The organism is Acidovorax sp., assembly GCF_046314175.1.
GTDB lineage: Bacteria > Pseudomonadota > Gammaproteobacteria > Burkholderiales > Burkholderiaceae_C > Acidovorax.
In genome coordinates, this window is record NZ_JBKBXG010000018.1 from 18225 (window position 1) to 32085 (window position 13861).

General features: G+C 64.7%; 8 protein-coding genes. 6 read left to right on the forward strand and 2 right to left on the reverse strand.

Going from position 1 to position 13861, the window contains the following annotated elements:
* Positions 1-50: 50 nt before the first annotated feature.
* A complete protein-coding gene (locus ACK4OE_RS07120; RefSeq protein ID WP_409883985.1) occupies positions 51-896 on the reverse strand; it encodes a symmetrical bis(5'-nucleosyl)-tetraphosphatase in 846 nt (281 codons plus the stop codon).
* Positions 897-1370: 474 nt separating this feature from the next.
* On the opposite strand from ACK4OE_RS07120, the gene ACK4OE_RS07125 reads away from it, so the two are divergent.
* Positions 1371-1673: an H-NS histone family protein gene (locus ACK4OE_RS07125; protein WP_409883986.1), complete on the forward strand. Its 303-nt coding sequence runs from the start codon at positions 1371-1373 to the stop codon at positions 1671-1673.
* Between the two features lie 200 nt (positions 1674-1873).
* On the opposite strand, the gene ACK4OE_RS07130 is transcribed toward ACK4OE_RS07125, so the two are convergent.
* Positions 1874-2761, reverse strand: coding sequence for a helix-turn-helix domain-containing protein (locus ACK4OE_RS07130; RefSeq protein ID WP_409883987.1), 888 nt, complete (start codon positions 2759-2761; stop codon positions 1874-1876).
* 110 nt (positions 2762-2871) lie between these two features.
* On the opposite strand from ACK4OE_RS07130, the gene ACK4OE_RS07135 reads away from it, so the two are divergent.
* The 5 genes from ACK4OE_RS07135 (at position 2872) to ACK4OE_RS07155 (ending at position 13756) form a co-directional block, all read left to right on the forward strand.
* Positions 2872-3282 carry a hypothetical protein gene (locus ACK4OE_RS07135; protein ID WP_409883988.1) on the forward strand — a complete coding sequence of 137 codons (411 nt, stop codon included), beginning with the start codon at positions 2872-2874 and terminating at the stop codon, positions 3280-3282.
* A gap of 230 nt (positions 3283-3512) precedes the next feature.
* Positions 3513-6461, forward strand: coding sequence for an aconitate hydratase (locus tag ACK4OE_RS07140; protein WP_409883989.1), 2949 nt, complete (start codon positions 3513-3515; stop codon positions 6459-6461).
* 182 nt (positions 6462-6643) lie between these two features.
* Complete coding sequence (locus ACK4OE_RS07145) at positions 6644-9979, forward strand: EAL domain-containing protein (protein ID WP_409883990.1); 3336 nt, start codon at positions 6644-6646, stop codon at positions 9977-9979.
* A complete protein-coding gene (locus ACK4OE_RS07150) occupies positions 9976-12495 on the forward strand; it encodes a putative bifunctional diguanylate cyclase/phosphodiesterase (protein WP_409883991.1) in 2520 nt (839 codons plus the stop codon). Before ACK4OE_RS07145 ends, ACK4OE_RS07150 begins: the two co-directional genes overlap by 4 nt.
* 49 nt (positions 12496-12544) lie before the next feature.
* Positions 12545-13756 (forward strand): FAD-dependent monooxygenase, encoded by a 1212-nt coding sequence (locus ACK4OE_RS07155; protein WP_409883993.1) that lies wholly within the window; start codon positions 12545-12547, stop codon positions 13754-13756.
* Positions 13757-13861 lie beyond the last annotated feature (105 nt).

Genomic DNA, 13861 nt, shown 5'->3' on the forward strand with positions numbered 1-13861 from the left:
CTATATAAAGAATAGCGGCCCAAAGGCCGCTATTTTTTTGCATTTGTTGTTTAGTTGCCGGGCTGCTGCGCCTGCTCGCAGTGCACCTGCAGCAGCTCCCGGTCTGACAGCGTCGCGCCAAAGTGCACTGCGCTCAGGCAACCTCCCCACACACACCCGGTGTCCAGCCCCAGCAGGTCGCTGTGGTTGAGCCAGCCCAGCGTGGACCAATGGCCAAACGCGACCAGCGTGCCCGCGGTTTGGCGCCCTGGCACGTCAAACCACGGCATCAGGCCAGGGGGCGCGGCGCTTGCGCTTTCGGTGCTTTCAAAGTCCATCACCCCGTTGGCCGAGCAAAACCGCAATCGAGTCAGCGCATTCACGATCACGCGCAGGCGGTCGGTGCCGGTGAGCTGGTCGCTCCACTGGTCAGGCGTGTTGCCGTACATCGCGTGCAAAAAAGCTGGCAGATCGGCGCTGCGCAGCACGGTGTGCACCTCCTGCGCGCGGGCCAATGTGTCGGCGGCCGACCACGCGGGCAACACCCCTGCGTGCACCATCAGCAGCGCTTGCCCAGCGTGCTCGTGCACGCGCGCCAGCGGCTGCTGGCGCACCCAGTCGAGCAGGGCATCGCGGTCAGGCGCGTCCAGCACCGTGCCCAGGGTGTCGCGGCGCGATGGCTTGCGGGCGCCATGGGCGGCCGCCAGCAGGTGAAGGTCGTGGTTGCCCAGCAAGCAGCGCAGGGCGTCGCCGTGGGCCATGCAGCGGCGCAATACGGCGGCCGAGTCGGGGCCTCGGTTCACCAGGTCGCCCAGCAGGTACACGGTGTCCCGGCTGGATGAAAAACCGATCACGTCCAGCAGGCGGCCCAGCGCTGAGTCGCAGCCCTGGATATCGCCAATACAGTAAAGAGCCATGGTGTGTGTGAAAAGGAAGGAAGCGTGGATTTTCAGCGTATTGCGCTGCGGCCGTGGCTTTCGGGTGCTTTGGTCTCAGTGAACGTGAGAACCGACCCGCAGCGGAACACTTTGCTTTTTCATGCAGCTTGGCCCCGCTATAACCGGCGCGCACCATTTTGACGACAGAAAATGGAGTTTTGCCCACTGTTGCGCAATGAATGGAGTGCTGGCGCCAGATATTTACCCTGTGGAAATCGCAAAAGTTGCATAGAACAATGACGGCTCACAACGTGGTGCCCACACCATTCCATGGAACGCCTGCTGGCAAAGCGTCTCAATACCCAGCGTTACCAGGGGGGCAGATTGAACCGTTCAATATGATGGTCAGGGAAGTAATCATTTTTTTATGAGAATTGTCCTGTCTTGCACAAATCCGGCGCAATATTTATATAATTCTTCAGTCGTCCACCTCACAACCTCTACCTAGATACTATGACCAGCTATAAAGAACTGTTGAAGCAGCGCGAAGCCCTTGAGCAACAAATCAGTGAAGCCCGCCGCCGCGAATTGTCGGACGCCGTGGCCCAGGTTCGTACGCTGGTCGCAGAGCACGGTCTGACGGCCCAGGACGTGTTTCCTTCGGGCAAGGCCGCAGGCAAGGTGGGCCGCAGCTCCACAGCCGGCACCAAGGTGGCTCCCAAATACCGTGACCCCGCCACCGGCCAGACCTGGACCGGCCGCGGCAAGGCACCTAAGTGGATTCAAAACCAGGACCGCGCACAGTTTGCGATTTGAGCCTGTTTTGCTCCCCAGCAAAAAGCCCGCTTCAGCGGGCTTTTTTTATGGTGCGGGATTCGTTCGGCATTGGTGGTGCTGAACGGGGTGTGCAGGGTATTTTGCAAGGCGATCCGATTTGCATCGGCTCTTGGTGGACTGCTTTGCATTCTTGACGCGGACGCGCGACCCTGGCCGCGCTCAGATCCAGTCTGCGATTTTCAATCTTCAGAATGGTGCTGAGCCACGTCGCGCAATACCTTCGCCGTGAAATCATCGGCCGGGAAAAACGACTCCACCGCCAGCTCCTGCAAGGTCACATCCACCGGCGTGCCGAATATGGTAGTGGTGCTGATCAACGACAGCATGCCATGCACGCTTTCAAAGCAGAACGGCATTACCACGCCCAGCATTTCACCGACCAGTACCATGGGGCTGGACTCTTCAGTCGCGGGATATTGTTGTAACTCGGCCTGCAGCGCAATCAAAGCCGGGTCTGCCGTGGCCTGTATTTGCTGGCGCAGGCGTTCAAACAGGTGGGCCCGCCATTGGGCCAGGTTGGCAATGCGCGGGGCCAGGCCTTCGGGGTGCAGGCTGAGCCGGAACACGTTGACCGGCGGCGCCAGCAACGCGGGGCTGACATGGGCGGCCAGCAGGGCGTGCGCGGCGCGGTTCGTGGCCACCACGTTCCAGCAGCGGTCCAGGGCGATGGCGGGGCAGGGCTCATGGCCTTTGAGCACCAGCTCCACCGCCTGGCGCGCGGCGGCCAGCGCGGGGTCGTCCAGTGCACGTTCGCGGTACATGGGCGCGTAGCCGGCCGCCACCAGCAGCGCGTTGCGTTCACGCAGGGGCACAGCCAGGCGTTCGCACAGGCGCAGCACCATGTCGCGGCTGGGGTTGGTGCGGCCGGTTTCCATGAAGCTCACGTGGCGGGTGGAGATGTCTGCCTCGTCCGCCAGCTCCAGCTGGCTCAGGTGCCGCTGCTGGCGCCACGTGCGCAGGTGGTCGCCAAACGATGCGGGCGACCCCACCGCAGCCGTGCGGTGCGGCAGCGCGTGGCGCGAAGGGCGGTGCGAGGGGCTGGATGAGGAAGATGGCGTGGAGGTCATGCCCCGCATCCTAGGGGCAATGCGCGCGTCGGCCATTACCTGGCAGGTCATCGACGCGGTGCGCCGCAGCGGCAACGATGCAGCCTTCTTTCAACCCCAAGGAGCTTGCCATGTTGATGAACCTGTTGTCCTCCCCCTCCACCCTGCGTGCCGTGGTCTGGTTTGATGCCTCAACCGGGGTGTTGCTGGGTGCCTTGCATCTGCTGCTCACTGCATCGCTGGCTGAATGGTTGGGCCTGCCTGCAGGCCTGCTGACCGTGACCGGCGTGATGCTGCTGAGCTACGCCGCTCTGGCCATCACCATTGCCCGCGCCCCTGCGATGCCGCGCGGATTGTTGTGGGTGCTGATCACTTGCAACTTTGCCTGGGCGCTTGCCAGCCTGGCGTTGCTGCTGGGCAGTGCACTTGCCCCCACGCTGCTCGGCCAGGCGTATCTGGTGGTGCATGTGGTGTCGGTGGCTGTGCTGGCAGAACTGCAATGGATGGGTGTGCGGCGGCTGCCGGGGTTTGCGGTCGCGTAGTGCGCGCAGTGTCGCCACTGAACTGCTATCACATGCATAGCTGCCAGCGCTTTCCATTCAAGCGTTGGCGGCCATTTTGGTTTGAAATTGATCGCTATGGTGTGCACAAGTGGGGTAGGCGAATGTCATTGGCCAGGTGTGTGCTGCCGGGGTCCGCTGCATATCCCCACAATTGCGGCAACACGTGAGACTGCCAGAATGGGCCTTGTTGTCTTTTTCAGGAGTTCGCCATGGCCTCAAAACCCAAGCTAGCCAAATCGCCGACCAAACCCGCCCGCCACGCGTTTGCCAACACCCTCAAGAACTTCAAGACCGCCTCTGGCAAGGAAGGTCAGTTCTACTCGTTGCCCGCGCTGGCCAAGCAGTTCCCTCAAATCAACCGCCTGCCCGTGTCGATTCGCATCGTGCTCGAATCGGTGCTGCGCAACTGCGATGGCCGCAAGGTCACCGCCGAGCATGTGCAGCAGCTGGCGCACTGGGCGCCCAACGCTGCGCGCACCGACGAGATCCCCTTCGTCGTCTCGCGCGTGGTGCTGCAGGACTTCACCGGCGTGCCGCTGCTGGCAGACCTGGCCGCCATGCGCAGCGTGGCTGTAAAACTGGGCAAGAACCCCAAAAAGATCGAGCCGTTGGTGCCCGTCGACCTGGTGGTGGACCACTCGATCATGATCGACCACTACGGCAAGAAGAATTCACTCGACCTGAACATGAAGCTTGAATTCCAGCGCAACAAAGAGCGCTACGAGTTCATGAAATGGGGCATGCAGGCCTTTGACACCTTTGGCGTGGTGCCTCCGGGCTTTGGCATCGTGCACCAGGTCAACCTCGAATATCTGGCGCGCGGCGTGCACAAGCGCAAGGACAACGTTTACTACCCTGACACCCTGGTGGGCACAGACAGCCACACCACCATGATCAATGGCATCGGCGTGGTGGGCTGGGGCGTGGGCGGCATCGAGGCCGAGGCCGCCATGCTGGGCCAGCCCGTGTACTTCCTGACCCCCGATGTGGTGGGCTTTGAGATGACGGGCCAGTTGCGCGAAGGTGTGACCGCCACCGACCTTGTGCTGACGGTGACCGAGCTACTGCGCCAACACAAGGTGGTGGGCAAGTTTGTCGAATTTTTTGGCGAAGGCACGCGCACCCTGGCGCTGCCTGACCGCGCCACCATCGGCAACATGGCACCCGAGTACGGCGCCACCATGGGCTTCTTCCCGGTGGACGAAAAGACCATCGACTACTTCAAGGGCACGGGCCGCACCAAGACCGAAATCGAAGCCTTCGAGGCCTACTTCAAGGCGCAGGGCCTGTTCGGCGTGCCGCTGGCCGGTGAGGTGGACTACTCGCAGGTCGTAAAGCTTGACCTTGGCAGCGTCACCCCCAGCCTGGCCGGCCCCAAGCGCCCGCAAGACCGCATCGAGCTTGGCAAGGTCAGCAGCCAGTTTGCGGACCTGTTCAGCAAGCCCAACGCACAAAATGGTTTTAACCGCCCGGCCGAGTTGCTGCACACGCGCCACCATGTGCGCAGTGGCGACATGCCGCCCCTGCTGGCCCCGCCGGAAGAGAAGCCAGCACCGTCCGGCGCGCCGCGATTTGTGGTGGAGATGGAACAGAACAAGCCCACCATGGCCGCCGCGCATGCCGAAGTTCCGGCACAGCAAGCCAGCCGCACGGGTGACGTGACGGTGGGCAACGGCGATGTGCTGATTGCCGCCATCACCAGCTGCACCAACACCAGCAACCCCAGCGTGCTGCTGGCGGCGGGCCTGCTGGCCAAAAAGGCGGTGGAGGCGGGGCTGAAGGTCAAACCGCACATCAAGACATCGCTGGCGCCCGGCTCGCGCATCGTTACCGAATACCTGACGGAAACCGGTTTGTTGCCGTACCTGGAAAAGCTGGGCTTCTCGGTGGCCGGTTACGGCTGCACCACCTGCATCGGTAATGCGGGGGACCTGACACCCGAGCTGAATGAGGCCATCACTAGCAACGATCTGGTGTGCGCCGCCGTACTGTCGGGCAACCGCAACTTCGAGGCGCGCATCCATCCCAACCTCAAGGCCAACTTTCTGGCCAGCCCGCCGCTGGTGGTGGCCTATGCCATTGCGGGCACGGTGCTCAAGGACCTGATGACCGAGCCTGTGGGCAAGGGCAAGGGTGGCAAAGACATCTACCTGGGTGACATCTGGCCCACCAGCGAAGAAGTCCACGCGCTGCTGAAGTTTGCGATGAATGGCAAAGCCTTCCGCGCGAACTACGCCAAGGTGGCTACCGACCCCGGCAAGCTGTGGGAGAAGATCAAGGGAGTCAGCGGCACCGCCTACACCTGGCCCGCCAGCACGTACATCGCCGAGCCACCGTTCTTTGCCCAGTTTGCTCTTGAAAAAGGAGCTGCTGGCGCAGAACCATCAAGCGCTGCAGGCCAAAATGATGCCAAACTTCCGTCGGTGTGCGGTGCACGCATCATGGCGCTGTTTGGCGACTCCATCACCACCGACCACATCTCGCCGGCAGGCTCCATCAAGGACAGCTCGCCCGCCGGCCAGTGGCTGCTGCAGCATGGCGTGATGAAGGCCGACTTCAACAGCTACGGCGCCCGCCGCGGCAACCACGACGTGATGATGCGCGGCACCTTTGCCAACGTGCGCATCAAGAACCTGATGCTGCCCGCCACGGCCGACGGGTCGCGCGAGGAGGGCGGGGTGACCGTGTTCCAGAACGAGGGCGCACTGCAGGGCGAGAAGATGTTCATCTTCGACGCCGCCATGCAGTACATGTCGCAGGGCACACCCACGGTGATTTTTGCGGGCGAGGAGTACGGCACCGGCTCCAGCCGCGACTGGGCGGCCAAGGGCACGCAATTGCTGGGTATCAAGGCCGTGGTGGCGCGCAGCTTTGAGCGCATCCACCGCTCGAACCTGGTCGGCATGGGCGTGCTGCCCCTGCAGTTCAAGGGTGCGGACTCGTGGGAGACGCTGGGCCTGCTGGGCAATGAAGTCATCGACGTAGTGCCCGACCCCGCGCTCACCCCGCAAAGCGACGCGCAACTGGTGATCCACCGGGCCGACGGCTCGCGCAAGGAAGTTACGGTGACGCTGCGCATTGATACGCCCATCGAGGTGGACTACTACCAGGCCGGGGGCATCCTGCCGTTCGTGCTGCGCCAGTTGCTGGAAGGCTGAACGGCCCGCTGAGGTAGTGAGTACAAAACGGGGCTTCGGCCCCGTTTTGCGTGGAGCAGTGGCGTGCAAGCGCACAGGCACTGGAAAACAGCATGAACACACGCCTTACTCGTCGATACACTTGTGACGTTATGTCGACATGAAGCCATCCCGAACACCGCCCGCCGCCTGAACATCCCCGTATGTCGTCCTTCCCCAGCACCCCCACAACCGCACGCAGTCCGTGGTGGGACGCGCCTGCCCTGACGGTGGTGCTGGTGGTCGGTGCGCTGGCGCTTGTGATTGTTCCGCTGGCACAAGTGCTGGGAGATGGCGCAGGTGCGCAGCACGGGCTGGAACCTTTCCTGGAGCTGATGGCCGTGCTGCTGGGCCTGCTGGTGGTGTCGATATCGCTACACACGTTGGAGGCGCGCGAACAGGTGCGGTCCAACGTGCTGGTGGTGGGGTTCGGGGTGGCGGCCGCCTGCAATTTCCTGCATGGCGTGCTGGCCCATTCCACCCCGGTGCACCTGCCGTCCGGCACTGCAGACATTTCGCTGTGGCTGAGCGGGTGGGCGCGCGTGGCAGAGATGCTCACCTTGCTGCTGACGGCGCTGCAGGTATCCGCGCGCGGCCCCGCGAAAGCCTGGCTCGCGGCGGCGGGGGGCATCACGCTGCTGCTGGTGTGGTCGGTCATGGGGGCGCTGCCGGGGTGGTTTGCGCAGACCGCTGGGGGGGCACTTCGGCAGTTACTGGCGTTTGCAGTTGCCATTGCGCTGGCAGCGGCGGCGGTGCTGATGTACCGCAGCGGAGTGCGGCACGCGCAACCGCGAGAGCGGGTGTTTGCCTGGGCTGCGGGCGCGTTTGTCTGTGGCGAGATCACGGTGGCGCTGCTGGGTGGGCATTCGCCTATTGGTGGCCCGCTGGCCCACGGGTTTCGGGTGCTGGCCTACGCGCTGCTGTACCAAGCGGTGTTCAACGCCGGCATCCGCCTGCCTTTTGCAAGGGTGCAGGAGGCAGAGCGCCGCTTGCGCGAGAGCGAGGGACGCATGTCGCTGCTGGAGCGCAACCTGCCCCACAGCGTGTTGTTCCAGATCGTGCGCGAGGCCGATGGCAGCGCGCGTTTTTTGCACATGGGTGATGCGATCGAGCGGCTCAACGGGGTGAGCGCGCAAGATGTCATGGCCGATCCGAGGCTGTTGTACCGCCAGATACTCCCAGAAGACATTGGCCGCCTGCACCATGCCGAGCTGAAGTCATTTTTGACCATGACCAGCATGGAGGCGGTGTTTAGGGTGCGTCGCACCGACGGCCAGGTGCGCTGGATGCATCTGAACTCGTCTCCACGCCTGCTGGGCGATGGGCGTGTGGTGTGGGACGGTGTGCAGACCGACATCACCGCCCACCACCACGCCGAGGAAGCTGCGCATGCCAAAGAGGCGCTGATGGCCCACATGTTGCGCCATGTGCCGGGCGGGGTGGCGCGGGTGGATCGCGACATGCGCGTGCTGTATGTGAATGAGCAGCAGGCGCTGTGGCTGGGGCGCCCCGCTGAAGAGGTGCAAGGGCGCATGGTCGACGAGTTGATTTCGCTCGATCTCCTGGCACGGATGCAGCCGCATTTTGACAAGGCGTTTGCGGGTGAGTCCACGGTGTTCGAGAGCCGTATCGACACCCCTGATGGGCTGCTGTTCAGGCACACCACCATTGCCCCTGAAGGGGTGAATGAGCATGGCGTGGTGCCTGCCGTGGTGCTTTTTGCCTACGATTTGACCGAGCTCAAGCGCGTGGAGGCTGAGCTGGCCGACCAGAAGGCCCACCTGGCCCGCGTGGTCAACGCCATGCCCGACATGGTGTTCTTGAAGGATGCCAACGGTGTATACCTGTCGGTCAACCCGGTGTTCGAGCGCTTTGCGGGCCGGCCCGAGCGACTGATTGTGGGCTGCAACGACTACGACCTGACCTCACCCTCCGAAGCAGAGCGCTTTCGCAAATACGACCTGCGCGCCATGCAGGCCTGGCAGCCGCTGGTGTACGAAGAAACCCTCACTTTCGCCGAGGACGGCTACCAGGGCCATTTTGAAACCATCAAGAGCCCCATCCGCGACCTGACAGGCCGCGTGACCGGCGTGCTGGGCGTGTGCCGCGACATCACAGACCGCAAGCGCGCAGAACAAGAGATCGAACGCCTGGCCTTCTACGACGCATTGACCGGCCTGCCCAACCGCCGCCTGCTGCTCGACCGCCTGCAACGCTCCATCGCCGCCTGCCAGCGCAGCAAGAACCAGGGCGCCTTGCTGTTCATCGACCTCGATAACTTCAAAGACTTGAACGACACCCTGGGCCACGACATGGGCGACCAGCTCCTGGCCCAGGTCGCCACCCGCCTGGTGGGCAGCGTGCGCGAAGCCGACACCGTGGCCCGCTTTGGCGGCGACGAATTCGTCGTCATGCTCGACAACCTCAGCGCCGACCTGACAGAAGCCGCCACCCAGGCAGAAGCCGTGGGCGAGAAACTGCTGGCCAGCATGAACCAGCCGTTCGAGCTCGGCGGCGGCCAGCACTACAGCACCCCCAGCATCGGCATCACCCTCTTTGGCGACACCCGCCTCACGGTAGACGAACTCCTCAAACGCGCCGACCTGGCCATGTACCAGGCCAAAGCCGCAGGACGCAACACCCAACGCTTCTTCGACCCCGACATGCAGGCGGCAGTCAATGCCCGCTCCAACCTGGAAGCCGACCTGCGCCAAGGTCTGGCCCGGGGCGAACTGCTGGTGCACTACCAGCCCGTTGTGGACCACCACGCCACCCTCATGGGCGCCGAAGCCCTGGTGCGCTGGCGCCACCCCCAGCGCGGCATGATCAGCCCCGGCGACTTCATCCCCCTGGCAGAACAAACCGGCCTCATCCTCCCGCTGGGCCAATACGTCCTTCAAACCGCCTGCGAACAACTACAGCGCTGGAGCCAGCACGCAACCACCGCCCACCTGACCATCGCCGTCAACGTCAGCGCCCGGCAATTCAGGCAACCGGGCTTCGTCGCCGAAGTGCTGCAAACCCTCAAGCACCACAACGCAGACCCCCAAAAACTCAAACTCGAACTCACCGAAAGCCTGCTGCTCGGGGACATCGAAGACACCATCGCCCGCATGGTGCAGCTCAAAAGCGAAGGCGTAGGCTTTGCGCTCGATGACTTTGGCACCGGCTACTCCAGCCTGTCCTACCTCAAACGCCTGCCGCTCGACCAGGTCAAGATCGACCAGAGCTTTGTGCGGGACGTGCTGACAGACCCCAACGACGCGGCGATTGTGAGAACCATATTGGCGCTGGCCAAGAGCCTGGATCTGCAGGTGGTGGCCGAGGGAGTGGAGACGACGGGGCAGCTGTCGTTTTTGCGGCTGCATGGGTGTGAGGCGTTTCAGGGGTATTTGTTTGGGCGGCCCGCTCCCATCGACGCGTTTGTGCGTGAGCACCAGCTGGGTGCGATGGCTCCGCAACCCGCCAGTACGCTGGGTGGCGCAGGAGCGGCACCATGACCGCCCCCGGCGTGCTGTGGGTGGACAGCGACACCCAGCATGCCGCCGCCGCACGGCGGCTGATGGCTGCGCGCCACGCAGACTGGCGTGTGGTGAACAGCCCCACACCCGAGGCGGCGCTGGCCCCATTGGCCTCACAGTCCTGGGACGCAGTGGTGTTATGTCTGCGGCCCTCGGTGCACGAGCTGCCCGCCCTGCTGGAGCTGTGCGCGGGCCGCCCCGTGCTGCTGTGCATTGGCGCAGCGCAGGAGGCCCTGGCAGCGCGGGCATTTCGCTGCGGCCTGGGCGACTATGTGCTGCGCGATTCTGATCTGGACGGGGTGGGCCATCTGGGCGAGCTGCTGCACCGCCTGGCCACTCTCATGCACAGCGCCCAGGGCAAGGGCCTGCCCGTGCGCATGGTGGACGCCCGCATGTGGCAGGAAGCCCTGACCATGCTGCAAGAGCAGCGCAAGGCCCTGCAGGCCACGCTGGCCAGCATGAGCCAGGGCATCTTCAAGACGGCACCCGACGGGCGCATCACCGTCTACAACGAGCGCGTGCTGGAGCTTTTGAGCCTGCCCGAATCCCTGATGGGCACCCGCCCCACGCTGGCCGACCTGACCCGCGTACAGGCTGAGCGCGGTGACTTTGGCGAGGGCTACAGCTTGGTGGACCGGCGCGGGCACGACTACGTGGCCCAGGGAGCGGTGGCACCTGCGCCCCCGTTGTACTGGCGCACCGCACGCGACGGCCGCACGCTGGAGGTGCGCACCACCACGCTGCCCGATGGCAGCCTGGTGCGCACTTTTGCCGACGTGAGCGACTACGTGCGGGTGGAAAACGAGCTGCGCGAGAGCGAGGCGCGTTTCCGATCGCTCAGCGATCTGTCTTCCGACTGGTACTGGGAGCATGACGCCGAGGGCCGCTTTGTGCAGCTGGCGGGCGACCTCAGCGTCAATGGCATTCCGCTGTCGGCCGTGATGGGCCGCACGCGCTGGGAGATTGGTGCGCTGAACATGAACGACGCCGACTGGGCTGCGCACCGGGCGGTGCTGCAGGCCAGGCAACCGTTTCGCGACCTGGAGTTGCAGCGCCAGCGACCCGACGGCACCATGCACTGGATTTCCGTCAGTGGCGTGCCTGTGATTGACAGTGAAGGCATGCTGCGCGGCTATCGCGGTGTGGGCCGCGACATCACCGAGCGCAAGCGGGTGGAAAGCCAGATCGAGCAATTGGCGTTTTACGACGTGCTGACCGGCCTGCCCAACCGCCGCTTGCTGGTAGACCGCCTGCAGCGCGCGCTGGCAGCCGTGCAGCGCAGCCACGCGCAGGGCGCGCTGCTGTTCATCGACCTAGACAACTTCAAGGACCTGAACGACACCCTGGGCCACGACACCGGAGACCAGTTGCTGGTGCAGGTGGCCCAGCGCCTCAAAGCCTGCGTGCGCGAGGTGGACACCGTGGCGCGTTTTGGCGGCGACGAATTTGTGGTGCTGGTGGAGGGGCTGAGCGCCGACGGCGCCCACGCCAGCGCCGAGGCCGCTTTGGTGGCCAGCCACATCGCCACCACCCTGGGCAAGCCCTACGCCCTGGGCGAAACCAGCCACCACAGCACTCCCAGCATTGGCATCGCGCTGTTTGACCAACAGGTGTGCAGTGTGGACGAGCTGCTCAAGCATGCCGACCTGGCCATGTACCAGGCCAAGGCGGCGGGCCGCAACACCCAGCGGTTCTTTGACCCCGACATGCAGGCGGCCGTCAGCAACCGGTCTGCGCTGGAGGTCGACTTGCGCCGTGGCTTGCAGGACAAAGAGCTGGTGCTGTACTACCAGCCCATAGTGGACGGCAAAGGCCGCCTGCAGGGCGCCGAGGCGCTGGTGCGCTGGAAGCACCCGCGCCGCGGGCTGGTGTCACCGGCCGAATTCATTCCGCTGGCCGAGCAGACCGGGCTCATCCTGCCGCTGGGGCAGTGGGTGCTGGAGGCCGCCTGCGCGCAGCTGGTGGCGTGGTCGCGCAGCACGCTCACGCGGCAGTTCTTCTTGTCGGTGAACGTGAGCGTGCGGCAGTTTCGCCAGCCCGACTTTGTGGAGCAGGTGCTGGGCACCCTGAACGCCACGGGCGCCAACCCCGAGCGCCTGAAGCTGGAGCTGACCGAAAGCCTGCTGCTGGCCGACGTGGAGGACATCATTGCGCGCATGGAGTACCTGCGCCGTTTTGGTGTGGGCTTCTCGCTGGATGACTTTGGCACCGGGTATTCGTCACTCAGTTACTTGAAGCGCCTGCCGCTGGACCAGCTCAAGATCGACCAGGGTTTTGTGCGCGACCTGCAGACAGACCCCAACGACGCAGCGATCGTGCGCACCATTCTGGCCTTGGCCGACAGCCTCGATCTGGCGGTGGTGGCCGAAGGCGTGGAGACCACGGGCCAGCTGGAGTTCTTGCAGCGCCACGGGTGCAAATCGTTCCAGGGCTACCTGTTTGGCCGCCCCATGCCGCCCGAGGTGCTGGAGCGAGCCCTGCGGCCTGCGCTATGACCTGCGCTGGGACAAGCGCCCGCCAGCGCGTGCAGTTCACAATCGCGCCATGAAAAAACAGGTATTGGTTGCCGGTGGCGGCATCGGTGGTTTGGCCGCGGCGCTGGGTGCGTCGCGGGCGGGGTGGGATGTGCGGCTGTACGAACGCGCCGCTGCGTTCAGCGAGGTGGGGGCGGGCGTGCAGATCGGGCCGAATGTGGTGCGCCGCCTGCAGGCCTGGGGGCTGCAGCGGCCGTTGCAGGCCGTGGCCGCGTTCCCCAGCCGACTGCAGGTGCGCAATGCCGTCAGTGGTAAAGAACTGGCCGTGCTGCCGCTGGGCGCCACGGCGGTGCAACGCTACGGCGCGGCCTACGCCACCATCCACCGCGCCGACCTGCATGGGCTGCTGCTGGCCGCCGTGACCAAATACACCGATACGCAGTTGCATCTGGAGCACGCCATCGACAGCTTTGTCGACAGCGAGGGTGTCGTGACCGTGCGCACCAGCCGGGGCAAGCTGATAGAGGGCGACGCGCTCATTGGGGCAGACGGCCTGTGGAGCCGCACGCGCGCCCAGCTGCTGGGCGCCTCGCCCCCGCGGGTGACCGGCCACCTGGCCTATCGTGCCCTGGTGCCGCAGCATGCGCTGCCCAAAACCTTGCGCACCGCGCAGGTTACTGCTTGGCTGGGCCCGCGCCTGCATGCCGTGCAGTACCCCGTGCGCCGGGGTGAGCTGCAGAACCTTGTCGTCATCGTGCAGGGCCCCGCCCCGCAAGACCTGGAAAGCTGGGACCACGCCGCCAACGCAGCGGGCCTGGAACACGCGCTGCAAGGCACCTGCACGGCACTGCAGGATGTTGTGCGCAGTGTCAGCGCCGCCGGTGGCCCCGGCTGGCGCCTGTGGCCGCTGTGCGACCGCCCCCCGGTGCGCGGTGCCGACGAGATGGCGCAAGGCCTGGTGGCCCTGCTGGGCGACGCCGCCCACCCCATGCGCCCCTACCTGGCCCAGGGCGCGGGAATGGCCATTGAAGACGCGGCCGAGCTGCAGCGGGCGTTGGCCATGCACGACCTGGACGTGCCACTGCGCCTCGCCCGCTACGCCCTCAACCGCTGGCAGCGCAACGCGCGCGTTCAGGCCCGGTCCACGCGCAATGGCCGCATCTTTCATGCCACGGGGCCCGTACGCTGGGGCCGCGACTTGTCGCTGCGACTGCTGGGCGAGCGGGTGCTGGACGTGCCGTGGCTGTACCGGGGGGATGGGTCCAGCGCCAGCACTTTGTAGTGCCTGTTGCTACAAAAAATATAGCTGCTGGCGCATGCTGGATAAGCGCTAAGGCCTGTTTTGGCTTAAATTTTGACCGCTGGGGTGCTTCGGCCGATCGTGACT